We start from the raw sequence: 22,372 nt of genomic DNA on the forward strand, positions 1-22,372 counted from the left end.
GCCTGCTTGTAGCGCGGAGGGGATGATGGAGATTCTGCAGCGCAATTATGTCCAGCAACTCGGAAATGGCGAGCCGATGCTGCTCGCGCATGGGTTTGGCTGCAATCAAACCATGTGGCAGCGCCTCACTCCGGCCTTTGCCGATGAATACCGGCTTATCCTGTTTGATTACGTCGGTAGCGGCCGCTCTGCGCGCGCCGCCTTTGATGCGCAGCGCTACAGCACGCTGCAGGGGTATGTGGCCGATGTACTGGAAATCTGCGCCGCGCTGGGCATTAGCGAGGGTCTCACTTTCGTTGGCCACTCGGTGAGCGCCTCGGTGGGGCTACTGGCTTCGCTCGCCCAACCCAAGCTGATAAAACGCCTGATCCTGATTGGCCCCTCGCCCAGTTTTCTTAACCATCCACCTGATTACTTTGGCGGCTTTGAACAAGCCGATCTGAATGAGCTCCTGAATCTGATGGATCAGAACTACATCGGTTGGGCCAACTATCTGGCCCCGCTGGCCGCCGGCGCGCCAGATTCACCGACCACGCAAGCACTGAACGAGAGCTTTTGCTCTACCGACCCGCAGGTGGCACGGGTCTTTGCCCGCACCACTTTTTTTGCCGACACCCGTGCCGAGCTGACACGCATTACCACGCCAGCACTGATTATTCAGCATGAACGCGATGCACTGGTGCCGCTCAGCGTGGGCGAATACATGCACCGGGCATTGCGGCATAGCCAGCTGGAAGTGCTGGATGTGGGCGGCCATTGCGCGCATCTTTCTCACCCCGAGCTGGTGATTGCCAGCATGCGCCGCTTTTTACAGGCCACTGCCAGCGCCCCAGCATGATTAAGCTCGATCAGGTGCCCTGCCCGCTGGCGCAATGCGATGGTCAGGGGCTGCTGCTCTCAGTCAATGTCGCCTTGTGTCAGCTCACCGGGCAGCCGGCGGCGCAGCTCATGCAATTGCGACTGGAGCAATTGCTGCCCCCGGCCGGGCGGATTTTTCTACATACCCATTTATGGCCCATGCTCTTGCGCGATGGGGAGCTGCGCGAGATCTATCTCAAACTCTTAGGCCCACACGGCGAGCTGATACCGGTACTGGCCAATTGCCAGCAAACGGGCAGTGCCGAGCGGCCGCAATATTGCTGGGTATTTTTTGTGGCACAGGAGCGCAGTGCGTTTGAAGCCGAATTACTCGATGCCCGCCAGCGGGTAGAAGCGGCCAATTTGGCGCTCGCCGATAACGAGCGCTTTTTAAACACCATTGCCAATGCCTTGCCCAGCCTTGTGGCCTATGTCGACCGGCAATTGCATTACCGCTTTGCTAATCAGGTGTATCACGATTGGTTTGGCTGCACAAGCGAGGCCATCATCGGCAGCGCGATACTTGCCAGCCCCCTGTTTGCCAACGAAGAAGCGGCCATTCAGGCCGTATTAACCGGGCAAGCCCAGCAATTTGAGCGCAGCTTGGCCACTGGCCAACACGCCTTGCGCCACACCTTGGTGAATCTCACCCCGGATTGCGATCTGCTGGGTGAGGTGATCGGTTTTTTTGTGCTGGTCAGTGATGTCAGCGCACTCAAACTCGCACAGGCCGACTTGCAATTGGCGGCCAGTGTGTATGAGGCAGCCAGCGAAGGCATTGTCGTTACCGATGCCCAATTGCAGATTATTTCGGTCAACCCTGCCTTTACCCGCATCACCGGCTGGCCAGCCCCCGCTGCGCAGGGCTGCTCGATGAGTGCGCTAAACCCGCCTGATGCCCCCGACCATCACCCGGCGTTGCTAGAGGCGATTCAGCAGCATGGGCAGTGGGCCGGCGAAAGCTGGTATCTGCGCCGCGATGGCCGCCCTTTTCTCGCCTGGCAAACCGTGGCGGCACTGCCGGGACACGAGTCCGCCGCGCCGCGGCTGGTGTGGATGCTCAATGACATCACCGAGCGCTGGCAAAAAGATGAGCGCATTCGCCATCTGGCCTTTCATGACCCGCTCACCAATCTGCCCAATCGCGCCCTGACCATGGAGCGGCTGGAACAACTCATAATCAGCGCACAGCGCCAACCCAAACACATCGCCCTGCTGTATCTGGATCTGGATGGTTTTAAGCAAATCAATGATCAATTTGGCCACGATGCCGGTGACTGGGTATTGCAGCAAGTGGCGCTGCGGCTCGTGGCGCAAACCCGCAGCGCCGATACCGTGGCGCGCTTTGGCGGTGATGAATTTATTGTGCTGCTCAACCACCCGATGGATGCGCTGGCCAGCAGCCAGATTGCCGAGCGGATGATTGCAGCAGTTAACCAAGCGCTAGACTGGGGTGGGCAGGCGCTGCAGGTGGGCGTATCGATTGGAATTGCCCAGTTTCCCATCCATGCTGTAAGGGCGGCCGAATTACTGCAAGCCGCCGATCAGGCCATGTACGCGGCCAAAACCGCAGGCAAAAACACCTTCCGTTTTGCGCGAGCGTCCGATGCCACAGCGCTGTAGGCATAAAAAAAACCGGCCCAAAGGCCGGTTGGAAGATCAAGAGCCGAAGCCCTCGATGTGCGCAAAAAAAACGGTAGAACACTGCCACGAAGTGGCAACATCAAACTGAGCGAGATAATACCAGATTTGGCAGTAGTGCCAAGTAGGCACACTACAAACCGTGAGCTGGCGCACAAAGAAAACCCGCCCAAACAACCGTTTTAAGCCACCTTTCCCACCAACACCTCGCCACAAAAGCACCGACCCAAGTGGTATCTAGCCACCCACTATACCCACACATTTTGCTGACAAAATAGCCACTTAACTGGCCGGCTGCGGATAGCCCGCCTTGGCCGCGGCAATCGCCTCGATCCGCGCAGCTTCCACCGCTTGCGGGATTTGCCGTTTGTCGGCGCACGCGGCAGCAATCGCGCCGGCATTCACCGCCGCCGCTGCAGCCAGCAGTGCGCGCAGATAATCGGCTTGCGGGTAGGCGCAATCTTCAAACGCCCAGCGCCCGCGCGCGTCGGCGAGGCAAGCATCCAAGAGCTGGCCAAAGCGCTCGGGCCGGCGCAGCGCATCACAGCGCTGCAGCAGCTGCCACACCGTGGCCGGGTGTAACTCAAAGGCGGTATGCACCAGCGTGTGCTCACGGCAAGTCAGCACCGCCAGATCGCGGCATTCGCTTGGCACGCGCAAGCGCTGGCAGAGCGCCTCCACCAGTGGCACTCCACGCATTTCATGCTGAATATGTCGCGGCAAGACTTCGGCTGGGGTTAGGGCTTTGCCGAGATCGTGGCACAAAGCCGCAAAGCGGGTAGCCAGCGGCCAGCCTTGCGCGGCGGCATAATCCAGCACCAGCATCGTATGTAGGCCGGTATCGACTTCCGGGTGATAATCAGCCCGTTGCGGCACGCCCCACAGGGCATCAAGCTCTGGGGCAATACGCGCCAGCGCGCCGGATTCGCGCAGAGCCGCAAACATCAGGCTGGGCCGCGCCTCCAGCAAGCCTTTGGCGATTTCCTGCCATACTCGTTCGGGCACCAGATGATCCACTTCGCCCGCGGCCACCATCTGCCGCATCAGCGCCATGGTTTCAAACGCGGTGGCAAACCCAAAACGGGCGGCAAAGCGGGCCAGACGTAAAATCCGCACCGGGTCTTCGGCAAAGGCGGGCGAGACATGACGCAGAGTGCGCGCCGCCAGATCAGCCTGGCCGCCATAGGGGTCGATCACTTGCCCATCAGCATCTTCGGCCATGGCATTGATGGTGAGATCGCGGCGCAGCAAGTCTTCTTCGAGCGTCACGTCGGGGCTGGCGTGCACCTCAAAGCCGGTATAGCCATGACCGCTCTTACGCTCAAGGCGCGCCAGCGCATACTCCTCATGGGTATCTGGATGCAAAAACACCGGAAAATCCTTGCCCACCGGCTGAAAGCCTTGCGCCAACATCGCTGCGGGCGTGGCGCCCACCACCACCCAATCCACATCCTTGACCGGCAGCCCCAGCAGACGATCGCGCACCGCGCCGCCAACCCGATAAATCTGCATGTTATTTCCTTAGTCTGAAGAGTTACTTCTGCCGGCCGTCATTTCCGGTCTACAATCTAGCGATTATCGCTTAATTCAGCATGAGGATGGGGTTATGAAGATTGCCAACAATGTCACCGAACTGATCGGCAAAACACCGCTAGTCAAACTCAACCGCGTGAGTGCCGGCGCGGGCGCCACCATCGTGGCCAAGCTGGAATACTTTAATCCATCGCATTCGGTAAAAGACCGCATCGCCGTCAGCATGATCAATGCCGCCGAAGCCGCTGGCCTCTTGGGCCCGGACACCGTAATTGTGGAGCCCACTTCGGGCAATACCGGTATTGGTCTGGCCATGGTGTGCGCTGCGCGCGGCTACAAGCTGGTTCTGACCATGCCGGAAACCATGTCCAAAGAGCGGCGCGCGCTGCTGCGCGGTTATGGCGCCGAGCTAATTCTGACCCCAGGCCCCGAAGGCATGGGCGGCGCGATTGCCAAAGCCAAGGCGCTGACCGAAGAGCACGCCAATTACTTTATGCCGCAGCAGTTTGAAAACCCGGCCAACCCGGAAGTTCACCGCAACACCACCGCGCAGGAATTGTGGGAAGACACCGATGGCCTGATCGATATTCTGATCTCCGGGGTGGGTACGGGCGGCACGATTACCGGTATCGCCGAAGTGATTAAGGCGAAAAAACCCTCTTTCCAAGCCATTGCCATCGAGCCCGACGCCAGCCCAGTGTTGAGCGGCGGCGCCAAAGGCCCGCACCCGATCCAAGGGATTGGCGCCGGCTTTGTGCCCAAAGTGCTGAATACCGAGATTTACGACGAAGTGATCCGCGTAAGCAATGACGATGCCTTTGCAACCGCACGGGCGATGGCCACGCAAGAAGGGATTTTGTGCGGCATCTCGGCCGGAGCGGCCACTTGGGCGGCGATTCAGGTTGCGCAGCGGCCAGAAAACGCCGGCAAGCTGATTGCGGTGATTATTCCGTCATTTGGCGAGCGCTATTTGTCGACCAAGCTGTTTGAGGGTCTGGCCGACTAAGCAGCAACCTGGGTATATGGCTGCAAACCAAATCAATCAAGGTTTACAGCCATATACCCACCAAAGTTCTACAACCTAGCTGAAACACAGTCGCCCGACTGCACGCCACGAAGCGGTATCACGAGTCATCTGGCTAGTAATCCAGCTAGTAATCAATCTCTGGCCGATCATCCAGCGCCCGCCAGTTGCTCACATCACGGAATACCAGCACCGCGCCGATCGTGTGCGACTGCTCATCGCGAATCCGCGCGCCGCACTCTTCAATCTGGAAATTGAGCCCGAATTTATTCAGCAGCACACTGCGCCGCGCGCCGTGATATTGCCCGCCTTCGCGCAACACCTCATCAATCAGATCAGGCAGCGGCAAGCGACTGAGCCGGTCTACGGTCTGGTAAATGGCACTCAGCGGCTGCCCACGCGCGGCGCTGAGCTCCCAGCCCACCAAGGATGAGGCCACCGGATTGATGTAATCCACCCGGCCAAAAACATCGGTGGTGATGACGCCATCGGCGATTGAATCCAGCGTGGCTTGCGCACGCTGCTGCTCGGCCAGCAAGGCGCGCTGCGCCATCCGTACCGATGTAACATCCCGGCCAATGCCGCGATAGCCCAAAAACTCGCCATCATCACCATACAAAGGATGGCCAGAGACGCTGACGATGATGGTTTCGCGCCCGAGTTGGGAGGTGTATTCAAAATCGCGATAAGGCCGGTGCATGGCCAGCACATGCCGATGCTCATCCCACTGCGCCGTCGTGAGCCCACCCGTGCCCAGCTCCCAGCGACGCTTGCCAAGGAAGAAATTCGGCGCGATATCAAAGCGGGTAAAGAAGCCACCAGTCACCAGCGTAAAGCGGGCCTCGGCATCTTGCTCCCAGAACCAATCGCTGGAGAGGTCGAGCATTTCTTGCAAGCGCTGGGCCTGCTTTTTCAGGCTCAGGCTTTGTTCATACTCGACACTGATATCGCGTACAAACAAAGCATTGGCCACGGGTTGCAGCCGGTCATTCTGAATTGGCTGCAAATAGGCTTCGAGGTGGCGCAGCTCGCCATCCGGTAGCGTGTGCCGGCTGGCAAAACTTTGCGGGAAGGGTAATTCACCCAGCTCGGATTGGCTTAACAGCACCTGATATTGCCCGGCCAGCTTCTCGCCCGATGGGCAAAACAGCGCATCTGCGGCGGCATTGGCATACAAAATTCGCCCATCCGGCTGGCGCAACACCACCGCATCGCGGGTATGTTCTACCGCCTGCAACAGGTATTGCACCTGCTGCTGCCGCTCCAGCTGATCGCCCTTGGTTTGTTCCAGCACTTGCAGCGCCCAATGCCGCGAGCTGTAGAGGTATTGCATCAGCCCCGCCAGCCCGGCCAAGCCAAGCAGCGCCACGCCCAGCGCCATCAACAGCCATTCATTTTGATGTTCATTCAGAAATTCGGTGTGCGAGTCGTAATGCAATTGCCATTGCCGCCCCGGCAAATGCACCAGCTGCGTGGTTGAGCGCGTGATTTTCAGCTCAGGCGCTACCTCGTAGCGCATCACCTCGCTGGCTGGCCGCGCCCGAACCCAGGTTTTTAGCGCATAGCCTTGATCAACCAAGCGCCAGCTCAAGCGGTCATCATAGTTACCGCGAATCAGCGGCCGCACCACCTCGCGCAAGCGCACCAGTGCCACCACACTGCCGGCATGTTGAGCGCGGCGATCATCCATAGAGGGCTCGGGGGGTAAATCACGATAGATCGGCGCGATATAGGCAAACATCGGCTCTTCTGAGCCCGGCAGGCGAAACACGGGGCTGGTCAACAGCCGGCCGGTATCGCGCGCACGGATCAGGGTTTCGCTCAGCGCCAGCGATTGCAGCACATTTTGCCCGAGCAAATCGCCAGTCATCCGGTTGATCGGATAAAGGTATTCCAGAATTTGGTAAGGGCTTTCGCCGGTGAGCGGGCCGGGCTGATAGTCTTTGTAGGCCAGCGGAGCCACGCGTTTATCCGCGCGGGCGGCGGCAATATGGGCCTGGATTTGGGTATCACTAATCGGCCGCACCAAGGCCATGGCCAGCAAGCTGGGATGACGGTACAGCACATTGCTTTGCAACAGCAGATCATAAAACTGCTGCCGATCCAGCGCGGGGTTGAGCGTGACCGCGGCCTGCAGGCCGAGCAACACTTCTTGCTGCTGATTCAGCCGCCCTTCGAGCTCGCTGGCCTGTCCGGCCGCAATTACTTCGAGCTGATGCTGCGCCGTGCTTTCCACCTGCTGCAACAACAGCGCGGCACTCGACAGCAGCACCAGCAAACCACCAGCCAAGACCGCTAGCAAAACGGCGTAGCGCTTGATCCAGGACCACAGCTTCAACAAATGACCTCCCGCAATCACAACGGCCTGCCGTTAACCGGCAGGCCTGTTGTAGTTGTATGCCAGATTGGCAGGCGGGGCAACTGTGGCCCCGGCGGTGTGGCGTTTCTTACGCGTTTCCGGCGCTGAGGAAGAGCTGATAAGCGGGATTTTCCGTTTCCAGCCAATACGGGTAGCCTAGGCGGGACAAAAACTCGCCAAAGGCCGCATCGTCTGCCGGCGGTACCTGTATCCCGACCAGCACGCGACCATAGTCTGCACCGTGGTTGCGGTAATGAAACAGTGAGATATTCCAGTTATCGCTCATGCCATTGAGGAAATTGAGCAGCGCGCCCGGCCGCTCGGGAAACTCAAAGCGGATCACCCGCTCATGCAGTGCTTGCGGGGCCTGCCCGCCCACAAGGTGGCGAATATGCAGCTTGGCCATTTCATTGTCGGTGAGGTCCAGTGCCGGCAAGCCTTCCTGAGCCAATTTTTCGATCAGCTCCACCACTTCACGACGTTGCTGAATCGACAGGCCGACAAACACATGCGCCTGATCATCCGCACCATAGCGATAGTTAAACTCGGTGACATTGCGCGCGCCAATCAGACTACAGAATTTACGGAAGCTGCCTGGTTGCTCCGGCACCGTCACGGCCATAATGGCTTCGCGCTGCTCGCCCATTTCGGCTTGCTCGGCCACATAGCGCAGGCGATCGAAATTCATATTCGCACCCGAGGCAATCGCGATCAGTGTTTGGCCTTCCACGCCTTCGCGCGCGGCCCACGCTTTGGCCCCGGCAATGGCCAGCGCACCAGCCGGCTCAAGAATGGAGCGATTGTCTTCAAACACATCTTTGATCGCTGCGCACATCGCATCGGTATCGACCAGAATAATGTCGTCGACGTATTGCTGCGTCAGGCGGAAGGTCTCTTCGCCCACCTGCTTCACCGCCACGCCGTCGGCGAAAATCCCGACCTGGGGCAAGGTAATCCGCTCGCCCAGCTTCATCGAGAGGTACATCGCGTTCGCATCGGTGGGCTCAACCCCGATGACTTTCACTTCCGGACGCAAGCGCTTGATGTACGCGGCCATCCCGGCCAACAGGCCGCCGCCCCCCACCGGGATAAACACGGCGTCAATCGGATCAGGGTGCTGACGCAAAATCTCCATCGCCACCGTGCCTTGGCCGGCGATGACATCCGGATCATCGTAAGGGTGCACAAAAGTAGCGCCGCTCTCCGCCGCGAGTTTGATCGCGTGCTCGTAGCAATCGGAATACGAATCGCCCACCAGCACTACTTCGGCGCCGCGGCGGCTTACGGCCTCCACCTTGATGCGGGGCGCGGTCGCTGGCATCACGATGGTGGCGCGGCATTTCAGGTGTTGCGCCCCCATCGCCACGCCTTGGGCATGATTACCGGCAGAAGCCGCCACCACGCCGCGCTCCAGCTCGGCCGGGGTCAGCTGCACCATCTTGTTATACGCACCACGAATCTTGAACGAAAATACCGGCTGCATGTCTTCACGCTTGAAGTAAATGGTATTACCCATGCGGCGTGATAAATTTGGGGCAAATTCCAGCGGGGATTCGATCGCCACGTCGTAGACGCGGGCAGACAGGGTGCGTTCAAGGTAATCGGTCATCATAGGGGCCAGTGAGCAATCAACAAAAAATGGGCAGTGCGTACCCAACTGCCCATTCTACCCCTAAACCAGCCCCCCGCGGGCTCAGTGATCGGTGAGGGTCTGGCGAATTTCCTCGATACGGGGCAGACACTTAAAGAAGGCGTCCACCACTTTCGGGTCAAAATGCTTGCCCGATTCGCTGCGGATCGTCTCGAGTACCTGATCGCGCGGCCAAGGGTCTTTGTAGCAACGCGCATGCGTGAGGGCATCGTAAACATCGGCCAGCGCAATAATGCGCCCGACGATATGGATCTCATCACCCTTGAGTTTGCGCGGGTAGCCGCTGCCATCCCAGCGCTCATGGTGCTCATAGGCGATCACCGACGCCATTTTCAGAATGCGGGGCTTGGCTTCGCGCAGCATGTCATAGCCCAACTGGGCATGGGTATCCATCACCGCCCGCTCGGCGCTATCGAGTGGACCGGGTTTATTCAGCACCTGATCAGGGATCCCCACTTTACCAATATCATGCAGGGGGCTGGCCGCGCGGATAATTTGCGCTTCTTCTTCGCTCAAGCCCAGCTCCAGTGCCAACACATAGGAAAACTCAGCCATGCGATGAATGTGTTTGCCGGTATCTTTCGAGCGGTTTTCAATCACCTCGGAAAGCTGATAGATAATGCTGCGCTGGGTGTCTTCGATTTCTTTATTCAGCATCAGGTTTTCGTAGGCAATCGCCACGTTTTTGCAGAATAAATCGATCAGATTGGCATCGGGGTGCGATAGCTCGACCGGGCCATCGATAATCAGCAGATTTATCGGCCCATGTGGCGAGATAAAAAAGCCAACGAAATGATCACTGGCAAACACGCTTTGCTGCTTGCTGATCGCCTCATCGATTGACGGCTGCAGGCGGCTCAGCTCGGCACCGCTGAGTGGCTGGCCGCAAAACTGCTGATACCCCCCGGTGGCATACATCACCACAAGGTCATTATCCTGGCTGAGCGCAGCCATACCCCCATTCACCACCAAGTACAGCGCGTCTTGCTCAAAAAACAGCAAGGACTGCAGCTGCTCCAGCACGCCTTGGGCAAATTGCTGGATCGACTGCAGGCGGAAAATACTGGTTGAGGCATCCACGACTTTGATCAGGCCGCGGCGGTTGGCTTCCAGCTGGCGGCGCTGATGCTCGATCAGCATAATGTCGTTGTAGGAACGCAAAGTACCCAGCACCGAGGTATACAGTTTGTCGCGGGTCAGCTCGGTTTTGGCTTTGTAATCGTTGATGTCGTAGTTTTCGATCACATGCCGCTCGGGCGCCACGCCGGGCTGGCCGGTGCGCAAAATGATGCGGATATGATGGTTATTTAAGGTTTCGCGAATCTCACGCGCCACCATCAGGCCGGCGTCTTCGGTTTCCATCACCACATCAAGCAAGACCAGCGCAATATCATCGCGCTGCGCCAATAACTCGACGGCCTCACGGCCGGAGTAGCAAGACAGAATATTCAGCGGCCGCTTCAGAAAATCGATATTAGTCAGCGCAAGCTTGGTGACGTGATGAATATCGGGCTCATCATCGACCACTAAAACATTCCAGGGCTGCACCTTATTCTGTTCTTCGACCTGGGTATCGTCTTCCAGCCAGTTGTCGTCGTCCAGCATGCTCATTGTGTCGTACTCCCTAAACCGTGACGGGGAAACTGAATGACAAAACACGCGCCACCGCCCGGTGTTTCTTCGATATGAATCGAACCTTTCAGATGCGCGACCACCAGATTGTGCACGATGCTCATGCCCAGGCCACTGCCACCTTGTCCGCGTTTTGTAGTGTAGAACGGCTCGAATACTTTTGCTCGCGCGGCCGGCTCGATGCCGCGCCCGTTATCCTGAAAGCGCAGCTCTAGCACCGTGCTAGATAGCTCCTGCACACTAATCTGAATCTGCCCGGCTTGCTCGGGGGCAAAGGCATGCAAAATCGCGTTATTCACCAGATTATTAATGATCTGGGTAAAGGCCGATGGATCGGCGCGCAACTGAATCGCCGCCGGGCAGCTCAGCGCAATTTGATGCGGGGTTTTGCGCAAAGTTGGGCGCAGCGATTGCAAGATTTCTTCCAGATAATCGCCGAGTACAAATTCCCGCACCACCGCGGCCGTCTGATCCACCGAGATATTTTTAAAGCTGCGAATCAGCGCGGCGGCGTGATCACAATGGCGCAAAATCAGCGTGGCCGCATCGCGAGCGACAGTGGCGTAATGCTGTAGATCGCTTTTCTTGAGATGGCCTTCTTCCAGTTGCTGCTGCAGGGTATGGGTTTCAGTATCGAGCGTGGATGCGGCGGTCAGCGCAATACCCAGCGGGGTATTCACCTCATGCGAAACCCCGGCCACCAGCGCGCCGAGGGCGGCGAGTTTTTCGGATTCGATCATTTGCTGCTGGGCGCGGCGCAAATGGCCCAGTGCCGCTTCGGCTTCTTCTTTGGCTTGCGCCAGTTCGGCCGTGAACTGGCGCTGGGTGGTCACATCGGCCTGCGCCCCCACCACTCGAATCACCCGCCCGCTGACATCACGATCGGCCACGCCATGGCACACCAGCACCCGCCAGCCTCCATCCTGATGGCGCAAACGATATTCGAGCGCCAAGATCCGCTCGCCTTCCAGCGGGCGAATTTGCACATATTGCAAAAACTGGCTTTTGACGGCTTCAAGATCATCCGGGTGCAGCAAGCCATGCCAGCTGGCCAGCTCATCGGCTAATTCATGATCGGCGAAGCCCAGCATGGATTTCCAGCGCGAGGAAAAATACCATTGATCGTGCTCGGCATCCCATTCCCAGATGCCATCGCCCGTGGCTTCCAAGGCCAGCGCCCAGCGGCGCTCAGAGCGGCGCAGCTGCAAGCTGATGTCGTTGATTTCATCCAGCGCATCGGCAAACAGCTCGTTACGCTCGCGCAGGGCGATCAACTCCAGCTCCTGCGCGGCCAGCCGCTGGCCACAGGCCTGCAGCAACGGTTGCCACCAGCCGGTGTGGGCAGTGTGCAAAAAAGGGTCACCCTCGGCGCGCCAGCGCTGCAAAACGCGCTGACGTTGCGCCAGCAACCACAACCCCGAAAATACCAGGGGTATAGCCATACAAAAAAGCAATACCAAGGCCAGCAGCGCAATACCCTGCCAACTTAGACTAACCGCCAGCGCCCTGCTGCTAATCTGGAATGGCCATTGCTCCAGCGGCAGCAAAACCAGCGCCAGCAGCAGGCCCGCAGGCAATAACACCACGCCCGCCATCGCCCCATAAAAATATCGCTTCGCTGTCACAGGCCGCCCGCATCTGCATTGACCGGCTCTTACTATAGACAGGCATTGCGCCGCGCGCCGTGCCAAGCGGGGCTTTAAATTCGGTGGCACGGCACTATTTAATACAACATTGATTCCCAGGAAGCACAGCATGACGCAGATGACCCCACAGGAAATTGTTCACGAGCTGGACAAACACATTGTTGGCCAAGCCGCCGCCAAAAAAGCCGTGGCCATTGCCTTGCGCAATCGCTGGCGACGCCAGCAAGTGGCCGAGCCGCTGCGGCATGAAATCACCCCGAAAAACATTCTGATGATCGGCCCCACCGGGGTGGGCAAAACCGAAATCGCCCGCCGGCTGGCCAAGCTGGCCGATGCACCGTTTATTAAAGTCGAAGCCACCAAATTCACCGAAGTGGGTTATGTGGGCAAAGATGTCGACAGCATCATTCGTGATCTGATGGAAATCGCCATCAAGCAGGTGCGCGATCAGGCCATCGCCCGCAACCGCGTCAAAGCCGAAGCCGCGGCGGAAGAACGCGTACTGGATGTACTACTGCCCCCACCGGCAAACAGCTATGGCAGCGTGAATCACGACGACAGCCAAAGCGAAACACGGCAGAAATTCCGCAAAATGCTGCGCGAAGGCAAATTTGACGACAAAGACATCGAAATCGACGTCGCCGCCGCCCCGCCAAACATGGAAGTATTCAGCCCGCCGGGGATGGAAGACTTTTCCAATCAGCTGCAGCAGATGTTTAAAGGTGCGATGGGTGGCAAAACCAAAAAACAAAAACTCAAAGTCGCCGACGCGCTCAAGCTACTGGTGGATGAAGAAGCCGCCAAGCTGGTGAACGAAGACGATGCCAAGCAAGAAGCGCTGCAAGCTGTAGAACAAAACGGCATTGTGTTTATCGACGAGATCGATAAAGTCACCACCCGCGCCGAAGGCAGCAGCGGCGAAGTCTCACGCCAAGGCGTACAACGCGATTTGCTGCCGCTGGTGGAGGGCACGACGGTCAGCACCAAATACGGCATGGTGAAAACCGACCATATTCTGTTTATTGCCAGCGGCGCCTTCCATCTGGCCAAACCGTCCGATCTGATCCCCGAACTGCAAGGCCGTTTCCCGATCCGCGTGGAACTCAACTCGCTCACCGTCGATGATTTCGCCACCATCCTCACCGGCACCGATGCGTGCCTTGCCAAGCAGTATCAGGCGCTGCTGGCCACCGAAGAGATCGAGGTGCAATTTACGCCTGAAGGCATTCAGCAAATGGCGGCGATGGCGTTTCAGGTGAACGAAAGCACCGAAAACATCGGCGCGCGCCGGCTGTACACCATCATGGAACGGCTACTGGAAGACGTCTCGTTTGAAGCCAAGCGCGGCGCCGTGGTGGTCGATGCCGAATTTGTACGCCAGAAACTCGGCGGCGTTGCGGCCAACGAAGACCTAGCGCGCTATATGCTCTAAACTCAGCCAGGGTATTGCCTCGGGGGCTATATATTCAATAACTCCTATAGCAATACCCCATTCACTTCTGCAAAGAACACACCACCAGACCGCCACGCGCCAACCCCATCCCCGCACCACAATATCACCCGGCCAGCCGACGAGCACCTCCGCCTTACAGGCTGCCGCGCCAGTACGCGTCAGAATTTGACCCGCATCAAAACTCACATATTTAGCGCAACACCCCCACGAAAAACACAATATATTGTGTTTCAACACGACAACAGCCCTAGCTGAAGTCGTGCAGGTTGTTCCGGTCTGCGTGCAGACCATCACGGAGCCATATTTCGGGCGGGCCAACCGCCCGCCCGCTTTTTTGGCCCTAGCGCCCCTTTTCTTGCGAGGATTTTGCCCATCATGCTCAAAGTGACCAAACGCGACGGAGCCCGTGCCGCCTACGATAGCGCCAAGATTTTTGAAGCCTGCCGCAAAGCGGCCTCGGCGGCGCGCTATCCGCAGCCCGAGGCGCTGGCCGAACGGATCACCGAGCAAGTGGAAGAAACTTGCCGTCTACTCAGCCAGCAAGGCCCGCTCGACATTCCCACGATTCAGCAGCTGGTCGAAAACGCCCTGATGCTGGAATACCCGGAAGTGGCGAGGATATATATCGAGTATCGCCACGATCGCGATCGCATCCGCGCGCAAGGCTCAGAACTACACGCCAAGCTGATGGGGCTGGTGAATAAAACGGATGTGGATGCCACCACCGAAAACGCCAATAAAGACGCCAATGTCTTCCCGGTAATGCGTGATTTGATGGCTGGGATCGTGTCCAAGCAATTTGCCAGCACTTTCCTGCCCAAAGACATTCTGGAAGCGCACAACAGCGGCGATATTCATTTTCACGATCTGGATTACTCGCCGTTTCTACCGTTCACCAACTGCTGCCTGGTTGATCTGAAAGGCATGCTGGAACACGGCTTTCGCCTGGGCAATGCCAAAATCGAAAGCCCTAAATCCGTCGGTGTGGCCTGCGCGGTGACGGCACAAATCATTGCCCAGGTGGCCAGCCATCAATATGGCGGCACCACGATCCCGAATATCGACCAAACGCTGGCGCCGTATGTACTGAAAACCTACGAGAAAAATCTCGCCATTGCCGCCGACTATGGCATCAGCGAGCCGGAACGCTATGCGCGCGAGCGCACCGAAAAAGAAGCCTACGACGGCATTCAGGCCTGCGAATACGAGATCAACACGCTGTTTAGCTCGAATGGCCAGCAGCCGTTTGTGACATTCTCGTTTGGCATGGGCACCAGCTGGGCGGAGCGAATTATTCAGCAGGCAATTTTGCGCGTGCGCATCAAAGGGCTGGGCAAGGAAGGCACTACCCCGGTGTTTCCGAAACTGGTGTTCTTTCTGGAAGCCGGCATCAACCTCAAACCCAGCGACCCGAACTACGACATTAAACAGCTGGCGCTGGAATGCACATCGAAACGGATGTACCCCGACATCATCTCGGCCAAGCTCAACCGCCAGATCACCGGCTCTAGCGTGCCGGTCTCGCCCATGGGGTGCCGCAGCTTTCTGTCGGTGTGGCGTGATGAAGCCGGCCGCGAAGTGCTGGATGGGCGCAATAACTTGGGCGTGGTCAGCCTGAACTTGCCGCGCATTGCGCTTGAGGCGCAAGGCAGCCAGGCGCGCTTTTTTGAGATTTTGCACAGCCGCCTGCAGCTATGCTACCAAGCGCTGAATATCCGCATTCAGCGCCTCTCCGGCGTGAAAGCCAATGTGGCGCCGATTTTATATACAGAAGGCGCATTTGGCGTGCGGCTCAAACCGCAAGACGACATCATGTGCCTATTTCGTAATGGCCGCGCCTCGATTTCGCTGGGCTATATCGGCTTGCATGAAGTGGGCGTGCTGTTGTTTGGCGCGCATCCGGCCGAATGCGCCGAAGCACAGGCGTTCTTGCGCCATGTGGTACGGGTAATGGCCGACACCACCACGCGTTGGAAAAAAGAAACCGGCATCGGCTTCTCGCTCTACTCCACCCCGAGCGAATCACTCTGCCATCGTTTCTGCAAACTAGATGCCGCGCGGTTTGGCGATATCGATGACGTGACCAACAAGGGCTACTACACCAATTCCTTCCATCTGGATGTGCTGCGCAAGGTCAACCCCTTCGCCAAGATCGACTTTGAAGCCGGCTACGCCGAATACGCCAGCGGCGGGCATATTACCTATGTTGAGCTGCCGAATATGCAGCACAACCTGCTGGCGCTGGAGCGCATTTGGGATTACGCAGTCGAAAAAGTGCCGTACTTTGGCAGCAACACCCCAGTAGATGCCTGCGGCGCCTGCGGGTTTATGGGTGAAGCGCTGGCCACCGCGGCCGGTTTTGTCTGCCCGGACTGCGGGAACACCGACAGTGCGACACTTTCCGTCACCCGCCGCGTCTGCGGCTACCTTGGCAGCCCCAATGCACGGCCATTTAACGCCGGTAAACAAAAAGAAGTGATGCGCCGCGTGAAGCATTTTGAAGCGGTGACGGAACACAAACTGGCGAAGGTATAGCCCGCCAAGCCGCATAAATATTAGATTTTCAGAATATACCGCTATAGGTATCGTCAAGCAGAGATCACCATGAACTACGATCGCTACTACACCTACGATATGGTAAACGGCCCGGGGCTTAGAGTGACGCTTTTTGTCACAGGCTGCGTCCATGCCTGCCCCGGCTGTCACAATGAGTCACTTTGGGATCGCAAAGCGGGCACGCCTTTCACCGCCGAAGTGCAGGAAGAGCTACTGCAAGCCTGCGCCGACCACGACGGCCTCAGCCTCTCCGGTGGCGACCCCCTCCACCCCGCCAATCGCGAAGCCATATTAGAACTCTGCAAGGAATTTAAAGACAGACACCCAACCAAAAATATCTGGCTGTGGACTGGGTATTTGTTTGAAGAAGTTCGGGAGCTGGAGGTTTTGGGATATGTGGATGTAGTGATCGACGGCAAATATGAAAAAGACAACCCCACCACATTACCGTGGCAGGGGTCAGCCAACCAAAGACTCATCAAGAGGCCCTGAATAGAACTTGATTAATCTGTGCTAAATCAAGCACACCAATCATTGCTCGTCCCCCTCAGACTCGATCAGTATATCAATCAGTGGCCTTAAGCGCTTATCTTCCTGAAAAGGAGCCAAATTAACTAAGAATAAACCTCTAGAGCCGGGGCTTATAGTGAGTGCTTTTCTTAATAACTTAACGCCATCATCTTGACGGCCAGCATAAGACAAATAAACAGCCCGACGAAATACAACAAATTGATAAGGCCGATACTGCATCATACTTTCACTCAGATGTAACTTAAATGGTAAAGCGCGATCAGAATAGTCTAGCCGCCAAAGCAAAATATGATCAGCTTTTTCTGCTGCGATTAGATTAGTTCTAAGTTTAACGGCATCTAAAAGTTTGCCTTCAGTCTCCGCTTCAGATTTGGTTGGCCACGCTGCAGAGACTAAATCGCTATAAATTTTCAAGGAAAAAATCGATACGATTGCAAAAATGATTGGAATCAGTGCAAAAAAAACCTGTAAAGTTGAATGGCTAAGAACTAACTTCATCGACTTCTGATCTTGCAACCCACAAAAAGTCACAAAGACTAAAAAAAAGTAGAAGTACCACAAAGGAAACTCCACCATGCTATGAAGAAGGATAATACCTAAACTTGCAAACACTGCCACAGAAGCATTTTTTTTACTGTCCAACACAAAGCTCTTGCCAATGTTAAAAATAATCATAAAGCCCAACAATCCTGCAAAGACCCCCAACTCTGCGAGCAATTGCAAGATCACATTATGGCTATGCGTAAACAGCGGAGGGTTATCGCCAGAAAAAACAAATGGGTGGAGGCTTGACTGCTCAAAACTCCAATGTGCATAACCTCCAACGCCAAGCCCTAACAGTGGATTCTCTAAAAATGCTGCAATTGCTTTTTGCCATTCAATCCAACGAACACCAAATGTAGCTTCACTTGCCACACGATCTATCATACTGGCAGAGCCAATAGGCAAAAATGGAGCCATCACCTGCGCAATAGAAAATGCCAAAACCACGAATAACATATATTTCTGAAAAGATCTAGACCCTTCGAATTTTCTAAATTTCAAATACAACAGCAACCCCACAAGAAAAACCAAATACAAAACAATTGCGCGAGAGGGCACAAGAGCTAAATTAGCAGTCAAAACAAATACGCCAAAACCAAATATTTTATTACTGATCTTTCCATTTGCAGCCAGAAGAGCAAACGACAAGCCGCCAAGAAACAAATAATCAGCAAGATTATTCCTCTGAAGTAAAAAGCCAGAAGCTTCACGAGTACCACTAAAGCGAGGAACAAGGGCTGACATTGTTGAAGCCCATTGATTATAAATCTCTATCCCACCAAAAACCTGCAACAACGACACCGGCAATTGAGCGATAGATCCAATGCAGAACCCAAACGCAAGCAGAGAAAGAATATCAATATCACCTCTCAAATTAAAAACAACTATCACCAATAGAGTTGACAGAAAGATAATTGAAAATTGAAAAAATGGTGATCCAATATAAACTGGTCGGTTAGCAACAATTGAAAGCAATGTAATTACTAATAAACCCAACAACAAAACACCAACAACAGGGATCTTGAGCTCGTCTTTCTTACACAACACAAACCCAGACAAAACTACAATCGCCGCAAGAAAAAATGCTAACGTTTCAGAGGCCCAACTCGCGGCAGGAGAATAAGGCCACGTAAATACAAATGGTACGAATGCAATTAAAAATACACTAGCTTTGAATATCCGCAGCATAAAATTTACCATAAACAAAAAACGCCCCAATTGGGGCGTTGTATTTTTGAATGAGCTTCAAATTATCGGCATGCAGCTGGACGATATTTTGCGGCCAATGTACCACCTGTACAAGTCCACTGAATTGCATCAGAAGGTACAGTGCCAGCACTTAGAGCAGCACCACTTGCAGTTGGAACCAAAATAACAGTATTAGCACCTGCGCCAGCTACTTTGGTGGTATAGGTAACGGTGATCTGTCCAGTGGCTTGAGCAATAGCAACGCTTGTTACATTTGCAGTTGCACTAGGAGCAACATAGCCAGAATCCAGTGAAGCGCCATTGGCAGCATTTTCTGTCACTGCAGTTTTTGCTGCAGCAGCCAAACTCAAACCTTCAGTGACACGGGCGCGAACTGTGTAGTCTTGGTAAGCAGGAATCGCTACCGCAGCCAAAATACCGATAATCGCTACAACGATCATCAACTCGATCAGGGTGAAACCTTGTTGGGCACGTTTCATAGTGTTTTGCATTCTTAAAACTCCTGTTTAAAGTGAGGGTGAGAGCTAGTTGCTCGCTCGAACCTGACAAAGCATTTTTCGTGCCAAGCACAACTCACACTTAGATTCCCATACTCACGACCTGTGACAACATTCACAATTGCTAGTCTATCGGCAATAGGTCAAGACACCTCAACACTCAGTCAAACGGAGTGCGCAACCTTGAAACAACTACCGCGGGGCTTCAGCCTCGTTGAAATGGCCGTAGTATTGGTTATTGTCGGCCTACTTATGGCGGGGCTACTTGGGCCATTAGGGGCGCAGTTGGAAGCGCGCAAGTTGGCGCAAACGAAAACTGTACTGGAGACCAGCAAAGAGGCGCTGCTGGGCTTTGCGGTGCAGAATAAGCGGCTACCCTGCCCGGCTAATCCGAGCACTAGCGGCACGGGCGAGGGCTTGGAAGACTTGAATACTGGTACTGGCAGCTGCAATCGCCTCGTTGGTGCGCTGCCGTGGGTGACGCTGGGGGTCAGTAAAGTGGATGGCTGGGATCGTCGAGTGACGTATCGCGTCAGTAATAGCTTTTCGCGCAGTAGCAGCCTGCCGAATTTGAGCAGTAGCGGCGATATCACGGTTCGCGCGAGCAGCGGCGGCACCATCGTGGCGAATAATTTGCCGGTGGCGCTCGTTTCACATGGCAAGGATGGTTTGGGTGGCTATGCCAATGACGGCTCGGGCTTGGCCGCCGCGACGGGCGATCAGCTAGAAAACAGCAATGGCGATACCACGTTTATCAGCCGCAATGCCGATGAGAGTTACGACGATGTCACAGCCTGGTTGCCAACGACTTTAGTACTAGGGCGCATGGTGAGTGCTGGGGTATTGCCATAAAAGCATTATCATCAATAGATCTGATACGTATACCCACTAGGGTATGGTAAATAGCCGATCATTGCTGCTCGCAGTTGGCCACACGTAGACATCATCCGCCGCGCCCCCCCAGCCATCCTGATTGGCTGCATCTTCCAGATAATCACTCAAATTTGTACTCACCACGCTGCTGGTCGTTTGCGTAGCAGCAATGCGGGCGATATTGGCTTGTGGCGTGCCGGGCAAGATAAATAGCACGCTGGGATGGCTATCGGCTTGACCACTGCGCTGCACCGTCAGCGCACCGCAACTGGCCGTGCCACCCACGGTGTAGTACACCGCACGATGCCAGAGATTATTGCGAAACCAGGTGGGGTAGTTGATGGCGGTATAGCTCTCATCGGTTTGCGGCAGGATGCCGCGACATTCGCCCACCACACTAGGGCACCAATCGGTGCTGCTGCCGCTGTTCTGCCGATTATCGCTGCAGCGGGCGTCGCTGATGCGCGCCGGTGCCGGATAGTAGCCGTGGGTGGCACGATAACTCTCCAAGGCCAGTTTAATTTCGCTGGCAAAGCGCTGCTTGAGTCGATCCAGCCAGTCACTGGCGCTGATGATCAGCAGCTGATCGTTAAAGCTGGCATCCAGACTGCCCTGAATATATGGGCCACCGGTCGTGGCGTTATTGCGGCCCGCACGGGCTTCAAGAAAGGCGGCGGCATTCCACAGATTGCTGCGATCTTGGCCATAAATCCCGGGCCCGGGCGCAAATAAAATGGCGGCGGCTTCATCACCCGCTGCCATGGCCAGCGTCGTGCCATCGTTTTGATACACCTGCAGTGTGGCGCGCAAATCGCTATTGAGCAGCCGCCCGCTGGCCGGAGCGCGGAAATTACTATCCCGCGTATACCACAGTGTTTCACCCCAGCCATCGAGCGGATTTTGAATTCCCAGCGTACGCCAAGGGAGGCGGCCGACTTCACCATGCGCACAGCTACTGGCCGCAATGCCCTCGCCTAATGAAGTACTCAGATACGGGCAAGGTAGCTGCAACGGCACGCCACCTGCGTTGGGCTGGGTTAGCGAATAGGCCACCAGTGCCGCGCGAGCCGTGAGCAAGGCCTCGGCCGAACGTTGCTGCCGCAGCGCGCTTTGCTCGCGCGCTTTAAGTTCGCGTAGCAGCAGCGAGCTACCGACCGCCGCGAGCAGAAAAAGTAAAAGCAGCAAGGCAACGCCCTGCTGCTGGGAAGGTAAACGCATGCACAACCCGGCAAGCAACAGACTTCATCACTATAGAAAACGCACGCTAGAACGCGCGAGCGAAGTCAGCCGGAAGCTTGCGGGTTGCTGGGGCGAGGAATTAGTCGCCGTAGCCCTGCGGATTCTGGCTTTGCCAGCGCCAGCTGTCATTGCACATGTCTTGCAGATTTTTCTCGGCGCGCCAGCCCAGCTGCTCGAAGGCGGCTTGCGGGTCAGCGTAGCACGCAGCAATATCGCCCGGCCGCCGCGCCACAATCTGATACGGCACCGTGCGGCCCGAGGCAGTTTCAAATGCTTTGACCATATCCAGCACGGAATAACCATTGCCCGTACCCAGATTCACCGTCACATTGCCCGGCTGAGTGGCCAGTTTTTGCAGCGCTTTGACATGCCCGATGGCCAGATCGACCACATGGATATAATCGCGCACACCAGTGCCATCCGGCGTTGGGTAATCGCCACCAAAGACCGATAATTTTTCGCGCTTACCCACCGCTACTTGCGCCACAAATGGCATCAGATTATTTGGGATGCCTTGGGGGTCTTCCCCAATCAGGCCCGATTCATGCGCGCCCACCGGGTTGAAATAACGCAGCAGGGCGATGTTCCACTCAGGCTCGGCCACGCGTAAATCGCGCAGCATGTCTTCGATCATCAGCTTGCTTCGGCCATACGGATTGGTGGCCGAGAGCGGGAAATGCTCCAGAATCGGCACGGTGTGCGGGTCGCCGTACACGGTAGCGCTGGATGAGAACACCAGATTTTTAACTCCAGCAGCCTTCATTGCCTCCAAAAGGCGCAGCGTACCGACGACATTATTGTCGTAATACTCCAGCGGCTTGGCCACCGATTCGCCCACCGCTTTCCAGCCGGCAAAATGCACCACAGCTGAAAACGCATACTGCGCAAACGCCGCCGCCATGGCAGTACGATCACGGATATCGCCCTGAATGCAGCGGATCTCTTCACCCAAAATCGTCTGCAGGCGATTAAGCACTTCCGGTTTGGCATTATAAAAATTATCAAAAATCACCGGCTTAAAGCCAGCCTTGACCAATTCAATATAGGTATGCGACCCAATATAACCTGCGCCGCCAGTTAGCAAGACATACATAGTAGGGGTATCCAAAAATTCAGATCGTGATTGT

16 protein-coding genes are annotated in these 22,372 nt (G+C 56.0%); 7 read left to right on the forward strand and 9 right to left on the reverse strand.

Annotated elements, in window-relative coordinates; genetic code table 11:
- Positions 1-25: 25 nt before the first annotated feature.
- Together QV747_RS09765 and QV747_RS09770 are read left to right on the forward strand one after the other, a co-directional pair.
- The gene (locus tag QV747_RS09765; RefSeq protein ID WP_273429873.1) at positions 26-838 is read left to right on the forward strand and encodes an alpha/beta fold hydrolase; all 813 of its coding nucleotides are present in this window, start codon (positions 26-28) and stop codon (positions 836-838) included.
- On the forward strand, positions 835-2,481 hold the full coding sequence (locus QV747_RS09770) for a bifunctional diguanylate cyclase/phosphodiesterase (protein WP_273429872.1): 1,647 nt from the start codon (positions 835-837) through the stop codon (positions 2,479-2,481). The genes QV747_RS09765 and QV747_RS09770 overlap by 4 nt, the downstream gene beginning before the upstream one ends.
- 300 nt (positions 2,482-2,781) lie before the next feature.
- On the opposite strand, the gene QV747_RS09775 is transcribed toward QV747_RS09770, so the two are convergent.
- Entirely contained in the window at positions 2,782-4,011 is a 1,230-nt protein-coding gene (locus QV747_RS09775) for a multifunctional CCA addition/repair protein (RefSeq protein WP_273429870.1), read from the reverse strand.
- A 94-nt stretch (positions 4,012-4,105) separates the two neighbouring features.
- On the opposite strand from QV747_RS09775, the gene cysK reads away from it, so the two are divergent.
- Positions 4,106-5,038 carry a cysteine synthase A gene (gene cysK / locus QV747_RS09780; protein WP_273429868.1) on the forward strand — a complete coding sequence of 311 codons (933 nt, stop codon included), beginning with the start codon at positions 4,106-4,108 and terminating at the stop codon, positions 5,036-5,038.
- A 145-nt stretch (positions 5,039-5,183) separates the two neighbouring features.
- Here cysK and QV747_RS09785 read toward each other — a convergent pair whose 3' ends face one another.
- The 4 genes from QV747_RS09785 to QV747_RS09800 all read right to left on the reverse strand — a co-directional run bounded on the left by QV747_RS09785 (position 5,184) and on the right by QV747_RS09800 (position 12,281).
- A complete protein-coding gene (locus QV747_RS09785) occupies positions 5,184-7,397 on the reverse strand; it encodes a PAS domain-containing protein (RefSeq protein WP_273429866.1) in 2,214 nt (737 codons plus the stop codon).
- A 106-nt stretch (positions 7,398-7,503) separates the two neighbouring features.
- Positions 7,504-9,027, reverse strand: coding sequence for a threonine ammonia-lyase, biosynthetic (gene ilvA, locus QV747_RS09790; RefSeq protein ID WP_273429864.1), 1,524 nt, complete (start codon positions 9,025-9,027; stop codon positions 7,504-7,506).
- An 81-nt stretch (positions 9,028-9,108) separates the two neighbouring features.
- Complete coding sequence (locus QV747_RS09795) at positions 9,109-10,677, reverse strand: DUF3369 domain-containing protein (protein ID WP_273429862.1); 1,569 nt, start codon at positions 10,675-10,677, stop codon at positions 9,109-9,111.
- Complete coding sequence (locus QV747_RS09800; RefSeq protein WP_273429861.1) at positions 10,674-12,281, reverse strand: sensor histidine kinase; 1,608 nt, start codon at positions 12,279-12,281, stop codon at positions 10,674-10,676. Before QV747_RS09800 ends, QV747_RS09795 begins: the two co-directional genes overlap by 4 nt.
- 172 nt (positions 12,282-12,453) lie before the next feature.
- Between QV747_RS09800 and hslU the strand changes: the two genes are divergently transcribed.
- The 3 genes from hslU to nrdG all read left to right on the forward strand — a co-directional run bounded on the left by hslU (position 12,454) and on the right by nrdG (position 16,845).
- Positions 12,454-13,776: an ATP-dependent protease ATPase subunit HslU gene (gene hslU / locus QV747_RS09805; RefSeq protein ID WP_273429859.1), complete on the forward strand. Its 1,323-nt coding sequence runs from the start codon at positions 12,454-12,456 to the stop codon at positions 13,774-13,776.
- 396 nt (positions 13,777-14,172) lie between these two features.
- A complete protein-coding gene (gene nrdD / locus QV747_RS09810; protein ID WP_273429858.1) occupies positions 14,173-16,332 on the forward strand; it encodes an anaerobic ribonucleoside-triphosphate reductase in 2,160 nt (719 codons plus the stop codon).
- Positions 16,333-16,401: 69 nt separating this feature from the next.
- On the forward strand, positions 16,402-16,845 hold the full coding sequence (gene nrdG, locus QV747_RS09815; RefSeq protein ID WP_273429856.1) for an anaerobic ribonucleoside-triphosphate reductase activating protein: 444 nt from the start codon (positions 16,402-16,404) through the stop codon (positions 16,843-16,845).
- A 39-nt stretch (positions 16,846-16,884) separates the two neighbouring features.
- Here nrdG and QV747_RS09820 read toward each other — a convergent pair whose 3' ends face one another.
- Together QV747_RS09820 and QV747_RS09825 are read right to left on the reverse strand one after the other, a co-directional pair.
- Complete coding sequence (locus QV747_RS09820) at positions 16,885-18,615, reverse strand: PglL family O-oligosaccharyltransferase (RefSeq protein ID WP_273429855.1); 1,731 nt, start codon at positions 18,613-18,615, stop codon at positions 16,885-16,887.
- 62 nt (positions 18,616-18,677) lie between these two features.
- Positions 18,678-19,127, reverse strand: coding sequence for a pilin (locus QV747_RS09825; RefSeq protein ID WP_273429852.1), 450 nt, complete (start codon positions 19,125-19,127; stop codon positions 18,678-18,680).
- A gap of 189 nt (positions 19,128-19,316) precedes the next feature.
- Here QV747_RS09825 and QV747_RS09830 point away from each other — a divergent pair, with 189 nt between their 5' ends.
- Positions 19,317-19,985, forward strand: a complete 669-nt coding sequence (locus QV747_RS09830) for a type II secretion system protein (protein WP_273429850.1) — start codon at positions 19,317-19,319, stop codon at positions 19,983-19,985.
- Between the two features lie 36 nt (positions 19,986-20,021).
- On the opposite strand, the gene QV747_RS09835 is transcribed toward QV747_RS09830, so the two are convergent.
- Both QV747_RS09835 and galE read right to left on the reverse strand, forming a co-directional pair.
- Positions 20,022-21,224, reverse strand: coding sequence for a hypothetical protein (locus QV747_RS09835; protein WP_273429848.1), 1,203 nt, complete (start codon positions 21,222-21,224; stop codon positions 20,022-20,024).
- Positions 21,225-21,324: 100 nt separating this feature from the next.
- Positions 21,325-22,338 carry a UDP-glucose 4-epimerase GalE gene (gene galE / locus QV747_RS09840; protein ID WP_273430020.1) on the reverse strand — a complete coding sequence of 338 codons (1,014 nt, stop codon included), beginning with the start codon at positions 22,336-22,338 and terminating at the stop codon, positions 21,325-21,327.
- Positions 22,339-22,372: the final 34 nt, after the last annotated feature.

The sequence above is a fragment of the uncultured Chitinibacter sp. genome (genome assembly GCF_945957625.1).
Classification (GTDB): Bacteria; Pseudomonadota; Gammaproteobacteria; order Burkholderiales; family Chitinibacteraceae; genus Chitinibacter; species Chitinibacter tainanensis.